This window comes from Kosakonia sp. YIM B13588, from assembly GCF_042788165.1.
Lineage (GTDB): Bacteria > Pseudomonadota > Gammaproteobacteria > Enterobacterales > Enterobacteriaceae > Kosakonia > Kosakonia sacchari.
Genome location: NZ_JBHZPO010000017.1, coordinates 76849 through 93714, shown reverse-complemented (window position 1 = coordinate 93714; position 16866 = coordinate 76849). Strand labels below are relative to the sequence as shown.

Below are 16866 nucleotides of genomic sequence, written 5' to 3'. Positions count from 1 at the left end.
CTTCATGGGGATGTCCTCATGTGGCTTATGAAGACATTACTAACATCGCGGTGTATTAATCAACGGGGAGCAGGTCATTATTGCTGAAGGTGGGGAATTAAAAGATTTTGAAATCAGCTAAAAAGAGCCGGGTATAACCCGGCTCTTTTTTGTGTAGGCCTCAAGTTGCCTTAGAGAATAGTCGAGAAACATTTAGTTCTGTCGATGTAGCCGAGAAGCTGTTTAAAATCACAGTGCTGCTTAAGAGACAAACCGGTTATCTTGCAGATCGTTACAGCGAGCAAAAAGGGAGCCATCAGGAGCTTTCATCCCCATTCAATCAGGACAATATATAATGTATGTTCTTCGTGAATCCATACTGCATGAGCTTAACAACGTCCGTTATTGGCACACAGCGGACTTTACTTACATAGATGAAGCGTCAGGCTGCTAGTTACAGGGCGCTAACTATTATGCCATGATTGCAAAAAAATACTGTTATTTTAATTTTTCAGGCAGATTCACTATTTTTATGAAGCGCTTGTATCCGACAAACCTGTGAAGCACTGTAGCCCGTAGCATCAGCTATTTCCCGGAAACTCAGTTTCTTTGCTTGTCGGTAGTACTGGACTTTCTGATGCAGTTCCTGAACGGCCTGCTTACCCCCGTATTTCCCAAGTGTATGAGCCTGTTCGATTCCCTACTTTTGCTGCTAGCGACGGCTCAGCCAGCCCTTATGTGACATTGCGGCCATCAGGTCGATAAGCATGTTATTGATGGCGATTATTACTGCGCAAGTCATCGGGGCGGCCTGCGAAGGGGCCTTATCTGACAGCTCCTGCCATGATATGGGCATATCAAGGCTGAAAGATATTCAAACTGATCCATTATAGTAGTCTTATCTGAGATGGCATTGCTCCGCGAACGAATTTAATGGTTAGCGGAGCATCAGTTCTGACCTGCAAAAGTGCTTTTACTTCCTCTTCAATTTCAGGCCAGTACAGGCCTGTTTTCTTATATGCAGGGAAAAAGAAAAACCTGATAACGGCAACGATCCTGTTCATCCAGTTTGCCTTCACGGAATTTTGGATGTATTCAAACTCATCCAGTGTCATAGCGCCAATTTCCTTCCCGTTGGCTTCGACTACCCAGAACACATCTTTCATTCTGTCACCTCATCGTTAAGGCTTTCCCGTTTATCTGCATCGTCTTTTAAGGTGTTTGCCTGGAGATGACGAAGTGCGGATTCCAGTGAGGGAAACCCCATCGTTTCCTGACGTGACATAAAGCGATCTGTGGCGATGCCATATGTGCCTGTTTCGATGTTAAAAACGAAGCTGTGGCAGCAGTCCACTGCGGGGTAGTTATAAATCATTAATGATTTTTCTTTTCGCTCATCAGCAATAAGGTATGGCAGAACAAACTCCACCATGTGGATTTTTTGCTCCAGTTCTTCCTCAGACTTTGTTGTGAAGCCGATCCCGTAAACTGACTGTCCGGTATAAATATTGCCGAAGGCAGTCAGACGCAGACCTGCGATCGTACCGACCCATCTATCACGGTATGCTCGCATGGCAGTTGAGGCATCCTCACCCATACTAAATATTCCATGCCAATTGGGAGCATCTCCCCAGCTCGATATGACGAGTTCATCTCTCTGATTTTCAAGGTCTGCAAGGTGGTCTTCGGCTATTTCCAGATTTCGTTCTGCACGTCTGACTGAGCGCTCGCGTTTTGAAATAACCTCTGAGGCATCGCTAATTAGCTTTTCAATGGCTTTGATATTTTCACCAGTTGGTAAACTGGACACATCAGTCTTCTGCGTCCGTGGAGAAGGTGACTTGTTCATTGTCCGACCTCCCGGCTAACCTTCGTACCTCGTGCGACTTCCGGAATTTGTTTCCACAGGCGCGCGGTCCATTCGGGTTTAAGATGATCCGGATTGGAGGAACGATAAGTTGCTGTCACGTTGCTGTGTTTAGCATCGCCTGTGACTTCTATTGTCAGACGATCATTAGCTGCCCAGTTCCGGCTCATGCGATAATAAGACCCAGGTTGGGCTGACCAACTGGCACCTTCTGAAATTGCCGATGCTGACCAGCCAGCATTTCCCTGACCATTGTTTCTTGCGGCTGAAACATCTTCATCAGAAGGAAAACCATAATGCTGCTTCAGGCGTAGTGCAGCAGTGTCTACGCCGACTGGCAGGCTGAATGCCTGGGCAATCTCATTACGTTCAGCCTGTTTTTCAGAAGGATGCTGCTCACCAGGTGATATCATCGTGCTGACATCTGACAGTTGCCGCTGAAACTGATTGAGCTGGTTCTGGCTACACCCAGCAAGAGCCATAAGTACAAAAGAGATACCTGAGCAAAGAATGAGTTTTTTCATAGTGTTCTCCTGAGGACTTCCAGGGCTGTCAGTAAACAGCCCCTTCATTTTGCTGGATCAGAAAGTGAATTGAAGTTGTGCAACCGCCCCGTAGGTACGATCAGTGCCTGCGATGCCCGTGATATCCAGGTGAACCACATCAAACGGAGAGAACCCCAGGCCGGCAGTGAAAGCATTGCCTTCTCCGGAAGCCATGTTCTGGCGGTAACCCGCGCGCACCTGCATCCAGTTCCAGGCATTAATCTCGGCACCTAGACTTGCAAACTGACGCTTATTATCACTGGTGAAACCACTCGCCTCAGTCAGGTCGACATCGAGCGCGGTTGTGATGAAGCTGTTGTGCCATGAGGCGCCGGCAGTGGCCTGCGGTTTAATCTTGAACGTTCCCTTTTCACCATTTACTTCTTTGGTATCGATTGAGCGGGGGATGATATTTTGTACGGCCAGACCAAGAGTCCAGTTGTCGTTCAGGTTTGTGGACAGACCGACGTCGGCGTTAAAACCGGTTTTGGTATTGCGGTACTCGATGGAGTCAATGTCGTTTTTGTCAAAATTACTGACGGAAACGTTGTAGTTAAACAGGTCAACGCGCTGGTATTTTGGTGTGATACCAAAGGACCAGGCATGTCCTGCAGTTTCGAACTCATGCGCCATGGCCACTCCGACATCGGTGATCACAGCCGCACGACCGTAGGCTCTTGACGTAAGTGAGTCAGTATCCACTGCAGAAGGGGGGATTGTGCCATCGGCGACCTTGTCGAGGTATTCCAGGTCGTGATCGCTGACCTTACCATCGACAGAGACAGTACCCCATGATTTCACCACAACGGCGAACGGTAGTGTCTGGTTCGGCACAGTTGCAATAACTGAAGCCCCGACCTGGCCGTTCGCATGTGTGTTTTTCAAATCCTGAAGCTTACTCTTGAGTGCCGCAGCGCTTTCGCTGAAACCGGACTGATTAGCGACGGCGCTGTCGAAACGATCCCAGAGGTCCTTAACATCATCCGCTTTATCCACGGTTTTATCCGGGTCAGAGACCTGGGCGCCCACCGATGGCAGCACCAGGCTGAAATCATCGGTTGGTCCGGACGTAGTTAACAGAGCAGGGTTAGACAGAGCAGCTGTACCGTAGTGCGCGGATGCCACGCCGGTGCCACCCATAGCATCACCGCGTGCCTCCATCCAGTTCGTCGCAGCATTAACCGACTGCGCTGCGGAAACCAGAAGAGCAAGGGAAACGCAGCGGGTAATCATTGAAATTGAAGCTTTCATCATTTATATCCTTTGTCGTTTATGGTGTTTAAGGCAAAAAAATCCCCTGGCGCTGGCGCACCAATAAAACAATGTGTCTGACTGGTTATTTCACTTAATATTGAGGGCTGTTATTTGGCTAACAAATTTACTCCATTCTGGTGTTATAAATTCCTCAGGGAAAAGAAAAGGTTCTCTTTCCTCTTCGGTCCATATATTTTGAGAAAACTTACCTGACTCTGTTCGTTGAAGTTTCTGAATTTCCCACAGTGCAGCGGCCGGAAGTATCTTTCCTTCTCTCAGCGCATCCAGTAAATAACCGGATGCATAAAATGTGTCGAAACTGTTGAGAATATGCGCTCTGAAGAGAATGTTGCTCATACTCAGGAATGAATTAAGTTGTGTTTTATAAGCACCTGAAGATGGACAATGCCCGATACATTCAACTACACGAATTGTTGTGTTATTAACGGTTTTATAGCGCCGAATAAAAATGAAAACATGTCCGGATTCGTCTTTGATATCTCCTGAGGTGTATTGATTCTCTCTGACCAGGAATATGTCAGGACGGGTCAGGTTGTCGTCAGATGTATATTCCTGAATTCTTTTTTTAATTATCATGGCAACCTGAATCCATTCGCTGAAAGCGGTCAGATACACTGGCCGGGGATCACTTCCTTCCAGCCATCTGGTACTTACACAGAACCAGTCAGATAGCTGTTTCAGCAAAGGTGCAGTTAAGTAATCCATCGTTCTTTCACGGCTTTCCAGAACGCTCAGACCGATATTCCAGTCCGAGAGCAGGCGAGCCACGTCCAGTACCGACAGGCGGTGCTCATCCATCAGCAGCCAGAACCGTTCGTGGATATGTGTGATCACAGCCTGTCGGGGGATAAGCGTCTCGCGCATGATACCCTCGACGAGAATATTGACCAGTTCAGCTGATGAAATACCCAGGCGTCCTGATACCAGTGTGACGAAATCCCTGACAGCTGGTTTAAAACGTATTGCAATAGGGCTGCCAGACGTTTTCTTTCCGTCCGAAAGCTGGGCTACCAGCTGCTGCATATTTTCATCCCGTTCAGTGATGATACTGGCAAGGATGGAGGTGACGTTCAGACGGTTCATATAATTTCCCGGTGTTGGCTAATACATTAATTCGACTTAAGTTATTAATTATTGTATCCACTGTGGATACGTTACCGCGCACCAGAGTGGATGTATAACGATGAAAATCGATCGTTCAGATCGACTACATTGATGTAGCCAGTGTGACAACGGGTGAAAAATCAAAACAGGGGAAATTATTTTTCCGGATTGAAAGTTTTTCGTATGACAAGAACGGGCCATAACGTTCTGGACGGTACACGCCAGCGCCACTGTGCAAGAAGAATTTCCAGTTGCATAACTGCACGCGCAGCGGGTGTGAAGGGGACATGTATGACATGGCTTCGGTAATGTCCGGCATGAATCTGAAGATGCCTTCTGATACGTTTAATTCGATAAGAGGTGAGGAGATGGGAGGCAATCACGATGGTGTTCTCTCTGCCACTGAGAGCGTCCTCTATACTGGTTAGCACTCCATTCCAGAACCAGGCCACACGTTCGGATGAAATACTGACGGTTGGCTGGTTTGGCGACAGATGCACGAATATCCTTGAGCTGCGCTTATGGTAGCTCAGGATGCAGGGCTGGTTGATGAGTCTGCGCTGCATCCAGTTCACCACTCTCAGAGAAAAAGGGGATATCAATACAAGCCCCCAGAGATACACCATCCCATCCTGATACCCCGTAATTAGAGCGATGAGCCCGTAACTCGCAAGACTCCAGCAGAGGATAATTCCAGAGACCACTAATCTTTGCATTCCTGTCGCTTCCCTCAGATTTCTGATGGCGCTTAAGGAAGCATGCTGATTAATTCTCTTCATCTGAAAACTGTGAACCGGCCTTTAAGGATTAATGCAAGTTCGTTTTGTTTAATCAGGAACTAAGGCTTTTGACTTGCAAAATACAACCGTCTCCATAGCGTAGCGTCAATTCGGAATTTGGTTATGGGGTGGTTATGCGTGGACTGAAATGGTTAACAGGCCTTGGGCTGGCAGTCGGAACGGAACACTCAGTAAGGCCATCCGTGCAGCCGGCACAAGCGGGAGGGTTCCGGAACGTACGGTCCGGTCAGTTGTTACTGGGAACTGCGGAGCGACAGAAGAACGTCCGGATGTTGCGGGAAAATTGCCCACTGTCACAGTCAGCCTTTGACGAATTCTGGCTAAAACCCTTAGAGCAAATGGCTGCTCGCGTTCAGGAAGTACCGGCAGCCTGGGCGGGGCCGTTCGCCACACCAGGGAGCTTTACTGACCTCAGTTTATCCGTGGCCGCAAGTGCCGTGAGGCTGGTACGCGGTATGATGTTACCTCCGGGAGCGACGCCTGAGGAGCAGGCAGAGCAGGGGCCTGCCTGGATATGCGCAGTGTTCTGGGCTGGGCTTTTTCATCATCTTGACTGGTTGTCGCAGATTGAAGGGAGCCTGGCGAACGGAAAAGCCTGGTGTCCGGGGATGGAAATACCCGGTGCAAACTGGCGGGTGCGTCCCCGGCAGGGGAGAACGGCTTCAATGAACGGCATGTACATTGCCAGTAAACTCATCCCGGATGCTGCGGCTATCTGGCTTCAACGCTGGCCGGCGATTTCAGGTGCGCTATTTTTATACCTCAGCGGACAAAAAGCTCAGTCTGGAATTCTCAACAGCATCATCAGCGATGCGCTTGCCAGCGTTGCCAATAAATCAGGAACCGTTTCTGGTACAGCAAGCCCCTCTGAAAGCGATAAGGTGATCACCTCAGGGGAGGAAGGGGAGGAAGAATCCAGAACAAACAATATCCCAAATTTAATAGACGACGATATGCATCAAACGTCCAGTCACAAAAATATAACACCGGTTCCAGAGCCAATTAACAATGCTTCAATAGGTTACGATACTAACCAGACAGGTGATTATGCTGCTAAGGATGTTACCGGTCAGGTTACGTTGCTTTCGGCATTTGATAATCATGATACACAGTCATCCGATGAACGAACAGGTGATGAAACTGTCCCGGATGAGTCGGTATCAACCGCAGAACTTCTTAGCGTGCTTGACCAGATGTCGGGCTCTGGTGCTCCTGTTGTTGAAGAGAAGGTTGAAACTACTTCTTCTGAAGAGCCTTCGCTGGTCGGGATGGAATCTGGCACTCCAGGAGAAAAGTTTCTGGACTGGCTGAAATCCTCAATCCTTGACGGTACGGTTAGTGTCAATGAGGGCGAGAGTTTTGCACATATTCTGGCTCAGTTTGTATTCATTGTTTCACCTGAGTGTTTTTTTAAATATTTATCGCTGAATACAAACGAGTCACTGGATAAATCAGAGTTACAAAAAAGCTTTGAAGCTCTGAACGTTCATTATTCACGAAATGGTAAAGGCCTCTGGCATTACCATAAATACGATACGCCGGACAAAAGCGGTCGTTACACCAAAATGTCAGGATACATGCTGAGTGCTGACATTATTTACAGAAAAGGAACCTGTCCACCGGACAGTTTATGGCTTGCACGAAGAAATTAATACTATTGTTTAAGTCAGAATAACAATATACGAGGTGAATATGAACAATGCATTTGAAGAAGTGCTGGATGATTATTTTTTCAGTAAATCTTTGCGCCCGGCTACGGAGTGGAGCTACAGGAAGGTAGTCAGATCATTCATTTCCTTTAGCGGGAAAGGTATTTCACCTGAGCAGGTTGATAAAACGCTGGTTTTAACGTGGCGCCGAAAAATTATCCATGAGGAAGGACTGAGCAGAACGACATGGAATAATAAAGTGACTCATATGCGCGCTATATTTAATCACGCCATCGTTAATGGGCTTGTAGCGATGAGGGAAAATCCTTTCAACGGGGTAATTACCCGACCCGATGTCAAACGCAAAAAAACACTGACTGATGTACAGATGAATAAAATTTATCTGCACATGCAGGCGAGGGAGGAGGATGAACGGACTGGTATGATGGAGTTAAGAAAAAGCGCCTTACGGCCAGCATGGTTCTGGTTAACGGTACTGGATGCATTGCGGAGAACAGGAATGCGCCAGAACCAGCTGCTGCACATTCGCCTGGAGGATGTAAATTTTGAGCACCGATGGATTAATCTCCGGCCTGAGGGTTCCAAGAACCATAAGGAACACCGGGTTCCGATTACTGAAAACCTACGACCCAGACTTGAAAGGCTCTATAACCTTTCCCTTGAGCGTGGCGCGAAGATGCAGGACCAGTTGTTTAATCTTTCTCGCTTTGATGGCCGGAAGAATGAAATCAGTAGCAACATGGATTATCCGCCGTTGCGTGCGTTTTTCAGACGACTTTCACGAGAATGCGGTTTTACAGTCAGTCCGCACAGGTTCCGACACACCATCGCGACTAACCTGATGCGTTTGCCGGATCGTAACCTGAAGATGGCACAGGACCTGCTGGGTCATTCAACACCGGCGGTCACGCTGGAGTATGTTGAAAGTGACCTAGATAAGGTCCGGGACATGCTGGAGGAACTGGATGCGGCATAAGACTAATCTTAAGTTAAATCTAAGTTGATGAAATTAAAAATGGAAAAAAAAGGGATGTTTGCTTTACAAAAGATTGACACAGGGAAGATCTGAGGGTAAATACGTTCGTGAAGTAAATTGTGGACGTGAGAAATACAGAGGATGTTGGCATCATCCTCTGGATTTAAGTCCCGTGTTCAACTGATGCGGTAACGCAAGTACCATCATCATGCCGTCTGGGGATTACTGTCTTGCCCGTTAAGGATCTCATCTCTTAACGAACAGGCTCTGAATAAGTGGTGCCCGGACTCGGAATCGAACCAAGGACACGGGGATTTTCAATCCCCTGCTCTACCGACTGAGCTATCCGGGCAACGGGGCGCATTAAACCTGATTCGCCGCGCTCCGTCAACGAAATTTCTTCAATTCGTTGCGGACTGCACAATCTATCACCACTTTGCGCATAATGCACGTTCGCTCAGGCAAAAAATGCTGTCCACAGGGCAGAAATCGGCATCGCAATCACCAGCGCGGGCAGCATATTCGCCACGGCAAACATCTTTATGCCGCAGATGCGCAACCCGGTCGCCAGCAGCAGGATGCCGCCAACGGCGGTGAAATCGCCCATCATTGCGGGCGTGGTCAGCGGCAGGATCAGTGTCGCGCAGGTGGCGAGAGTAAGCTGGATAATCAGCATCGGCACGGAAATCATCGCGACAGCAAAACCGAGCGAAGTCGCGAAGATCACGGCGGTAAAGAAATCGAGAAAAGCTTTGGCGATAAGAATGCTCGGATCGCCGGTCATTCCTTCGCGCATGGAACCAAAAATCCCGGTGCCGCTGGCGCAGAACAGAATAATGATTGCCACCAGGCTCTGAATAAACGACTCGTGAGCGCTGTTGGCATCCCCGTCTTTGCGTTTTTGCAGCAGATTACGTAACGCGTTAACACCGCCGCTGATACCACGCTCGACGTAACAAAGTTCGCCAATTAACGTACCGACCAGCGTGGCGAGCACCATTACGGGTAAATTCACGCATTTGATCACCAGCAAAATACCGATACCCAGTGACGCAAGGCCGAAAATCGAAGGCATGGAGGAACGGATGCGCTCGGGCAGGCGATGGCTGAGCAACGCGCCAAGGGTGCCACCAATTAATACCGCAGCGGCGTTAATAAAAGGACCTGTAAGCACGAGTCACTCCTGTGTTTCATATAACTGAATAATATGCCGCGTAGAATAGCATTTTTATGCGCGACCACGCCCGGCCTGGTTGCGCCTCTTTGGGAAAGGTGACATGATTGCGCGAATTTTATTCCACCTTACGGGAGCTGCCAGATGACGCACATGACTGCTGTTTGTCACGCGTTTTGCACCTGCATGCCTTCGGGCACCCGTGTCATTTTCCCCCATACTTCACTCACCATGCGGTGAGGGTAACGCACGCTCACTGTAGGACAACAGTAAGATCAGAAGCTGTCTGCTTTTACTGATGTCTGGCGGTCGGAGCTGGTTCCAGTCAGACACGTTCGTTGGGCGAAGCAACTGCTTTGTCCGGGGTCTTTTACTCCCCTGAAACGGGTATTCGTGCTTATGAAATCAATGAAAATTGCCGTCAGCCGCGAGCTGATATCTGCGCTTTCCACCCACCGCGAAGTGGTGACGCTGGACAGTACCGATTTTACGGATGTGGCGGCAGTCGTCATGACATTAGCGGAGAGTCGCAGCGGCATTCTTGCGTTACTCAAACGGACGGGGTTTAACCTGCCGGTTTTTTTGTTCACTCAAGAGCCGGAGAGTGCGCCGCAGGGCGTGACAGCGGTGATCGGCGGTAAGGATCAGGACTGGCTGGAGCTGGAAACCGCCGCCTGCGACTATGAAGACAATCTGTTGCCGCCATTTTTCGATACGCTGCGCCAGTATGTCGAAATGGACAACAGCACGTTTGCCTGCCCCGGTCATCAGCACGGTGAGTTCTTTAAAAAGCACCCGGCGGGCCGCCAGTTTTACGAATTCTTCGGCGAGAACGTTTTTCGCGCCGACATGTGCAACGCCGACGTCAAGCTTGGCGATTTACTGATTCACGAAGGTTCGGCCAAACATGCGCAGAAGTTTGCCGCGAAGGTATTCAACGCCGATAAAACCTACTTTGTGTTGAACGGCACTTCTGCCGCCAACAAAGTGGTGACCAATGCGCTGCTAACGCGGGGCGATCTGGTGCTGTTCGATCGTAATAACCACAAATCCAACCATCACGGCGCCTTGATCCAGGCCGGTGCAACGCCGGTCTATCTGGAAGCGGCGCGTAACCCGTTTGGTTTTATTGGTGGCATTGACGATCACTGCTTTGACGAAACTTACCTGCGCGAGCTGATCCGCGAAGTCGCGCCGGAAAAGGCCGATCAGCCGCGTCCGTTCCGCCTGGCGGTGATCCAGCTAGGTACTTACGACGGCACGATCTACAACGCACGGCAGGTGATCGACAAGATCGGCAGCCTGTGTGACTACATTCTGTTTGATTCTGCGTGGGTAGGGTACGAGCAATTTATCCCGATGATGGCGGATTGCTCGCCGCTGCTGCTGGAGCTGAACGAGAATGATCCGGGCATTTTTGTCACCCAGTCGGTGCACAAGCAGCAGGCCGGGTTCTCACAAACCTCGCAGATCCACAAAAAAGATAACCATCTGCGCGGGCAGGCGCGTTTTTGCCCGCATAAGCGGCTGAACAATGCGTTTATGCTGCATGCGTCAACCAGCCCGTTTTATCCGTTATTTGCCGCGCTGGACGTTAACGCCAAGATTCATCAGGGAGAGAGCGGGCGTCGTCTGTGGGCAGAATGCGTAGCGTTGGGTATTGAAGCGCGCAAAGCGATCATCGCGAACTGTAAGATGATCAAACCTTTTGTGCCGCCGGAGATCGCCGGACGACCGTGGCAGGATCATCCGACAGACGTGATCGCCCGCGAGCGGCGCTTCTTCAGCTTTGAGCCGGGTGATAAATGGCACGGTTTTGAAGGGTATGCGCACGAGCAATACTTTGTTGATCCCTGCAAGCTGTTGCTGACCACGCCGGGCATCGACGTGGAAACGGGTGAATATACCGAGTTTGGCATTCCGGCCACCATTCTGGCGCACTACCTGCGTGAAAATGGCATTGTGCCGGAGAAGTGCGATCTCAACTCGATCCTATTCCTGCTGACGCCGGCCGAAAGCGCCGAGAAGATGGCGCAACTGGTGGCGATGCTCGCCCAGTTCGAACAACATATTGAAGACGACACGCCGCTGGCTGACGTGCTGCCAACCATTTTTAACAAATATCCGGTGCGTTATCGCGACTACACGCTGCGTGAGCTATGCCAGGAGATGCACGATCTGTACGTGAGTTTTGATGTAAAAGATCTGCAAAAGGCGATGTTCCGCAAAGCCAGCCTGCCAGCGGTAGTAATGAATCCGCAGGATGCCAACAGCGAGTTTATTCGCGGTAATGTTGAGCTGGTGCGCATCAGTAAGGCGGAAGGGCGCATCGCCGCCGAAGGTGCGCTGCCTTATCCGCCGGGCGTGCTCTGCGTGGTGCCGGGAGAAGTATGGGGCGGGGCGGTGCAGCGCTACTTCCTCGCGCTGGAAGAGGGCGTCAACCTGCTGCCGGGCTTTTCACCGGAGCTGCAGGGCGTTTATTCAGAGACTGACACCGACGGCATCAAACGCCTGTATGGTTATGTACTGAAGTAGTTTTTAGCCCCTCGACCGCACGGTGAGGGGCCATTTCACGCAGCCACCCGGCGGTACATGCGCCTCGGGTGGCCAATTTTCCCGTACTGCATCTCCACCGCCAGAAACCCGGCTTCCACGCAGTGTTCCAGATAGCGCCGGGTGGTGGTTTTGCTCAATCCCGTTTCGCTCACCACTTCATCGACGGAGAAACAGCGCGCGATCTCGTCGGCAAACAGTTTCTGAATCAGCGCCAGCGTACTCTCTTCAATGCCTTTACTGCCATTATCCTGGCGGAAATTCTTTGCCTGTAACTGGTAAAGCGAGTCCACGTTCTGCTGGTCGACAATTTTCCATACGCGTTGCTGCTCGGCGAATTGCACAAAGCGCTCCAGCGACTGGCTCAGCCGCTTCCACGACACGGGTTTGAGAATATAGTCGAACGCGCCATTACGGATCGCCTGGCTACAGGTGTCCATATCACTGGCGGCGGTAATGAAAATCACCGAGCAGTTTGCGCGAATAATCTGCGGATCGTTAATAAGGGTAATGCCTTTGCCATCCGGCAAATAGTTATCCAGTAACACTAACTGTGGTTGCGTATTGCTCAATAACTCCCGCGCTTCGGCAAGCGACGAGGCAATGCCCACCAGGCGCAAGCGCGGGTGTCTGCTGACCAGTTCCGCATTAAGCTGCGCAAGCGTGTTTTCATCTTCTACTATCAGCACGTCTATCAGTTCATGTTGCATAATTCTGATCTTCCAGGGTCGGCACGGGACGCGGTACGTTACCCGTTTCAGGAATAAACAAAGAGAAAATCGTGCCGCGAGGCGTGTTAGCGGAGACCTCAATCGATCCGCCCACTTGCGTGACATAGCTGGCAATCAGGTACAGACCGATACCATGATCGCCACTGCGCTTGGTGGTCATCCCGCGTTCAAAAATATGATCGCGAATCGCTGGATCAATGCCGATACCGCGATCCGCCACTTCAATAATCAACTCCCGTTCGTTCAGCAAAATCAGCACTTCAACCGGTTCGTGAGGCAGTGTGGCGCGCTGGGTTGCTTCAATAGCGTTATCCAACAGGTTACCGATGATTGAGATAAGCTCCGCTTCACCCAACAACCGGCAGGCTCTGTCCATCTGACACAGCGGATCAAAGGCCAGTTCTACCCCTTTTTCACGGGCGCGTGCCGCTTTCCCCAGCAGCAAACCGCACAGCGTCGGCGAGCTAAAACGCGAAGAGATAAAGTCCAGCAACTCCTGCGCATGCTCTGACTGAGCCTGAATGTAGCGCACAGCTTCATCGTAGCGCTCCATATGCAGCAGGCCAGAGAGCGTGTTCATGCGGTTCAACTGCTCATGGCGCATAATGCGCAGGTTATCCACATAGCGCTTCACCTGGCTGAGTTGCGCGCTCAACGTGTCTATCTCGTTGCGATCGCGAAAGGTAATCACCCAGCCCTGCAATTTATTCTCCAGCATGATGCGTACCCGGCTGGCAATCACCGTTAACTGATTAAAACGGCAAATCTCATCGTGCGTGTCGTTTTCCAGCATCATCGAACGGTCAAAAAACGGTACCGGAGCAATGACTTCATCGATGGTTTGCCCGCGCAGCTCGCGCGTCGGCTGGCTTAACTCCAGAAGCTTGCGTGCTGCCTGATTGATCACTTCTATGCGCAGTTCGCTGTCAATTGCAATCACCCCTTCGTAGATCGATTCCATCATCGCCTTTTGCTGGCGTACCAGCAGGCCAATCTCCCGTGGCTCAAGGGAGAAAATCTGTTTTTTAATGCTGCGGGTAAAGAACCAGGAAAAAATAAACAGCGCTGCCAGCAGCAATACAGCGGCAATAAAAATATTGATCACTTTACCGAGCGTGATGGTATCGAGATAACTGGTCAGATACCCCACCGACACAATCCCGACAACGCGCCCGGCATCATCAAAAATCGGCGCTTTACTGCGTAACGAAATACCCAACCCGCCCTTGCGGATAGTGGTGATGCTTTTCCCGTGCAACACCTCGGTATTATCGTCACCCACTAATGTTTTTCCGACCACATCAGAATCGACTGAATGAAATAAATGCATGCCTTTGTTATCGCCGATAACAATAAAGCTTGCATCGCTATGCGCCACCACTTTATGCATAAATTGCGCGATAGCTCGAATATCTTTATCGGCAACCGACTGGCGTAAATTCGGAATAATGGCTATTTCCTCAGCCTGTATTTTTGCTCGTGCGCTCATTTCCTGATATAGCTGGCGACCGACATCCTTGTAATAATAAACGCCAAGCAGAACGAACAAACCGGAGAAAAAAAGCACCAGCGAAATAAAAAGTTTGATTTGGAAAGAGACTTTCATGACGGTTCGCACAGCAGCCAGCAAAGCGCCAATGTAGCATCTTTTTGCGCACGCGTGCGCAGTTTACTGGAAACTTGTGATCCCTTGCACAGCCAGCACTGAAGCGGAAAAATGGTCTGTTAAATATTCTTTTTTGGAAATGTTATTAACTTGTATTTCTATTTAAAAAAACCATAAAAACCACGCCAATAATTAAGGCGTAAATCACACAAAATAAAAGAAACCTTAAAAACCATAGGAGCCATTAAAACTCCGGTTTTAATATGCTATTCCTCACATAAAGTATGCGTTTAGCCCTTTACTCTACAGCCACAAAATAACCAAGGGGCTTAATTATGAGCACAACTGACGATTCATTCTCTGTTACCTCTGAATCGCTGGCGATTCAAAAAACATCACTGAAGGATAAGTGGTGGCACATTATGGATACGTGGAAAGTTGGGATTATTCCACTGCCATTATTCCTGCTAGCCGGTGCGTTAATTGCTATCGATTGTCTTGGTGGCAAGTTGCCGAGCGATATCGTCGTGATGGTAGCGACGCTGGCGTTCTTTGGCTTTGCATGCGGTGAGTTCGGTAAACGTCTGCCGATCGTGGGCAAACTGGGCGCAGCGGCGATTTGCGCCACCTTTATTCCTTCGGCAATGGTGTATTACGGTTTGCTGCCGGATGTGGTGGTCGAGTCCACCACCAAGTTCTACAAATCAACCAACATCCTCTATCTCTACATCTGCTGCATCATTGTCGGCAGTATCATGAGCATGAACCGTACCACCCTGATTCAGGGCTTCCTGCGCATCTTCTTCCCGATGGTGTGTGGCGAAGTGGTTGGCATGCTGGTGGGTATGGGCGTTGGCCTGGCGCTGGGTATGGAACCGTTCCAGATTTTCTTCTTTATCATTCTGCCAATCATGGCGGGTGGTGTAGGTGAAGGCGCCATTCCGCTCTCTATCGGTTACGCCACCTTACTGCATATGGATCAGGGCGTTGCTCTGGGTCGTGTATTGCCGATGGTGATGCTGGGCGGTCTGACTGCAATCATTATTTCCGGCTGCCTGAACCAGTTGGGTAAACGCTTCCCGCATCTGACCGGCGAAGGCCAACTGATGCCAAACCGCAGCAATGGTGATGAACCAGCGCCGGCTGCCCCCGCGTTTTCCGGTAAAACTGATGTCACCACCATCGCGGCGGGCGCACTGCTGGCTGTGTTGCTGTACATGATCGGCATGCTCGGCCACAAACTGATTGGCCTGCCTGCACCGGTCGGCATGCTGTTTGCCGCCGTGCTGGTAAAGCTGGCGCACGGTGTTTCTCCGCGCCTGCTGGAAGGTTCTCAGGTGGTGTACAAATTCTTCCAGACCTCTGTGACTTACCCAATCCTCTTCGCCGTGGGCGTTGCCATTACGCCGTGGGAGGAGCTGGTTCACGCTTTCACTCTCGATAACCTGCTGGTGATCGTGAGTACCGTTTCCGCACTGGTTGCCACTGGTTTCTTCGTAGGTAAAAAGATTGGCATGCATCCGATTGATGTCGCCATTGTTTCCTGCTGCCAGAGTGGCCAGGGCGGTACAGGGGATGTTGCCATCCTGACTGCCGGTAACCGTATGAGCCTGATGCCGTTTGCACAGATTGCGACCCGTATTGGCGGTGCGATCAACGTGTCGGTATCGCTGCTGGTTCTTGGCAATTTCCTCGTCTGATTAAGCACTACAGGAACTGATATGAAACTCGCAAGCTTTGTCCATCAGGGGATCCGTAGCTACGGCATCGTCAAGGCTGATGGTGTCATCAATCTGGGCCAGCGCCTGGGTGACCGCTACGGTGATTTGAAATCGTTGCTCGCAGCCGACGCGCTGAGTGAGGCACAACAGCTGAGCGGTGAAGCGACGGATCTGCGCTTTGACGATCTCAACTTCCTGCCGGTTATTGAAAACCCGGGGAAAATTCTCTGCGTCGGCATGAACTACGCCGAAAAACGCAAAGAGTTTGATCAACATAACCCGGCACCAACGCTGTTTGTACGCTTCGCCGACTCGCAAACCGGACATAACGCGCCGGTGCTGAAACCGCGCCACTCCAGCGAATTCGACTACGAAGGTGAGCTGGCGGTGATCATCGGTAAAGGCGGAGAAAACATCTCTCGTGAGACGGCGTTAAGCCATGTCGCAGGTTACAGCTGCTACATGGATGGCTCTGCGCGTGACTGGCAGCACACCTGGTTCACCGCCGGTAAAAACTGGCGGCAGACCGGCGCGTTCGGCCCGTGGATGACCACGGCTGATGAGATCCCCGATCCGCATCAGCTCGCTATCCGCACCTGGTTGAATGGCCGCATGGTGCAGGACGACAACACCGCCAGCATGATCCATAAGGTCGCCGAGCTTATCGAGTACATCAGCACCTTTACCAGCCTGACGCCGGGCGACGTCATCATCACTGGCTCACCGGGCGGCGTTGGCAAGAAACGCAATCCGCCGCTGTTCATGAAAGCGGGCGATCGCATCGAAGTGGAGATCGAAAACATCGGTCACCTCAGCAATGTGATTATTGATGCGCCAGCCCATGCGCTGACAGCAGCGCACTAAG

Annotated in this window: 14 protein-coding genes, 1 tRNA gene and 2 pseudogenes; 6 read left to right on the top strand and 11 right to left on the bottom strand. The window is 50.6% G+C overall.

Annotated features, from left to right (window positions below; all coding sequences use genetic code 11):
* Window positions 1–173: 173 nt before the first annotated feature.
* Window positions 174–335, top strand: a pseudogene (locus ACFX4U_RS21955) (arsenical resistance protein ArsH); the annotation flags it as partial.
* A gap of 155 nt (window positions 336–490) precedes the next feature.
* Here the strand turns inward: ACFX4U_RS21955 and ACFX4U_RS21950 are convergent.
* The 7 genes and pseudogenes from ACFX4U_RS21950 to ACFX4U_RS21920 all read right to left on the bottom strand — a co-directional run.
* Window positions 491–844, bottom strand: a pseudogene (locus ACFX4U_RS21950) (resolvase); the annotation flags it as partial.
* Window positions 845–866: 22 nt separating this feature from the next.
* The gene (locus ACFX4U_RS21945) at window positions 867–1145 is read right to left on the bottom strand and encodes a hypothetical protein (protein ID WP_313507322.1); all 279 of its coding nucleotides are present in this window, start codon (window positions 1143–1145) and stop codon (window positions 867–869) included.
* On the bottom strand, window positions 1142–1828 hold the full coding sequence (locus tag ACFX4U_RS21940) for a hypothetical protein (protein ID WP_313507324.1): 687 nt from the start codon (window positions 1826–1828) through the stop codon (window positions 1142–1144). The genes ACFX4U_RS21945 and ACFX4U_RS21940 overlap by 4 nt, the downstream gene beginning before the upstream one ends.
* A complete protein-coding gene (locus tag ACFX4U_RS21935; protein WP_313507325.1) occupies window positions 1825–2370 on the bottom strand; it encodes a hypothetical protein in 546 nt (181 codons plus the stop codon). The genes ACFX4U_RS21940 and ACFX4U_RS21935 overlap by 4 nt, the downstream gene beginning before the upstream one ends.
* 57 nt (window positions 2371–2427) lie before the next feature.
* Complete coding sequence (locus ACFX4U_RS21930) at window positions 2428–3624, bottom strand: conjugal transfer protein TraF (RefSeq protein WP_380218659.1); 1197 nt, start codon at window positions 3622–3624, stop codon at window positions 2428–2430.
* A gap of 108 nt (window positions 3625–3732) precedes the next feature.
* Window positions 3733–4749 (bottom strand): hypothetical protein, encoded by a 1017-nt coding sequence (locus tag ACFX4U_RS21925; RefSeq protein ID WP_349350415.1) that lies wholly within the window; start codon window positions 4747–4749, stop codon window positions 3733–3735.
* 176 nt (window positions 4750–4925) lie between these two features.
* Window positions 4926–5486, bottom strand: a complete 561-nt coding sequence (locus ACFX4U_RS21920; RefSeq protein WP_380218652.1) for a pili assembly chaperone — start codon at window positions 5484–5486, stop codon at window positions 4926–4928.
* Between the two features lie 197 nt (window positions 5487–5683).
* Here ACFX4U_RS21920 and ACFX4U_RS21915 point away from each other — a divergent pair, with 197 nt between their 5' ends.
* Window positions 5684–7222, top strand: coding sequence for a TraI domain-containing protein (locus ACFX4U_RS21915; RefSeq protein WP_313507326.1), 1539 nt, complete (start codon window positions 5684–5686; stop codon window positions 7220–7222).
* Between the two features lie 40 nt (window positions 7223–7262).
* Window positions 7263–8216 carry a tyrosine-type recombinase/integrase gene (locus ACFX4U_RS21910; RefSeq protein WP_313507327.1) on the top strand — a complete coding sequence of 318 codons (954 nt, stop codon included), beginning with the start codon at window positions 7263–7265 and terminating at the stop codon, window positions 8214–8216.
* A 276-nt stretch (window positions 8217–8492) separates the two neighbouring features.
* Here the strand turns inward: ACFX4U_RS21910 and ACFX4U_RS21905 are convergent.
* Window positions 8493–8568, bottom strand: a tRNA-Phe gene (locus ACFX4U_RS21905).
* A 105-nt stretch (window positions 8569–8673) separates the two neighbouring features.
* Window positions 8674–9390 (bottom strand): DUF554 domain-containing protein, encoded by a 717-nt coding sequence (locus ACFX4U_RS21900; RefSeq protein WP_017457551.1) that lies wholly within the window; start codon window positions 9388–9390, stop codon window positions 8674–8676.
* Between the two features lie 399 nt (window positions 9391–9789).
* On the opposite strand from ACFX4U_RS21900, the gene ACFX4U_RS21895 reads away from it, so the two are divergent.
* Window positions 9790–11925 carry an ornithine decarboxylase gene (locus ACFX4U_RS21895; protein ID WP_313507328.1) on the top strand — a complete coding sequence of 712 codons (2136 nt, stop codon included), beginning with the start codon at window positions 9790–9792 and terminating at the stop codon, window positions 11923–11925.
* 35 nt (window positions 11926–11960) lie between these two features.
* Here the strand turns inward: ACFX4U_RS21895 and ACFX4U_RS21890 are convergent, their stop codons facing one another.
* Together ACFX4U_RS21890 and ACFX4U_RS21885 are read right to left on the bottom strand one after the other, a co-directional pair.
* Window positions 11961–12653 (bottom strand): response regulator, encoded by a 693-nt coding sequence (locus ACFX4U_RS21890; protein WP_017457553.1) that lies wholly within the window; start codon window positions 12651–12653, stop codon window positions 11961–11963.
* On the bottom strand, window positions 12643–14280 hold the full coding sequence (locus ACFX4U_RS21885; protein WP_313507329.1) for a sensor histidine kinase: 1638 nt from the start codon (window positions 14278–14280) through the stop codon (window positions 12643–12645). Before ACFX4U_RS21885 ends, ACFX4U_RS21890 begins: the two co-directional genes overlap by 11 nt.
* Window positions 14281–14615: 335 nt before the next feature.
* Here ACFX4U_RS21885 and ACFX4U_RS21880 point away from each other — a divergent pair, with 335 nt between their 5' ends.
* Window positions 14616–15980 (top strand): 2-hydroxycarboxylate transporter family protein, encoded by a 1365-nt coding sequence (locus tag ACFX4U_RS21880; protein WP_200553449.1) that lies wholly within the window; start codon window positions 14616–14618, stop codon window positions 15978–15980.
* Between the two features lie 21 nt (window positions 15981–16001).
* On the top strand, window positions 16002–16865 hold the full coding sequence (locus ACFX4U_RS21875; RefSeq protein ID WP_313507330.1) for a fumarylacetoacetate hydrolase family protein: 864 nt from the start codon (window positions 16002–16004) through the stop codon (window positions 16863–16865).
* The last annotated feature ends 1 nt before the right edge of the window (window position 16866 follow it).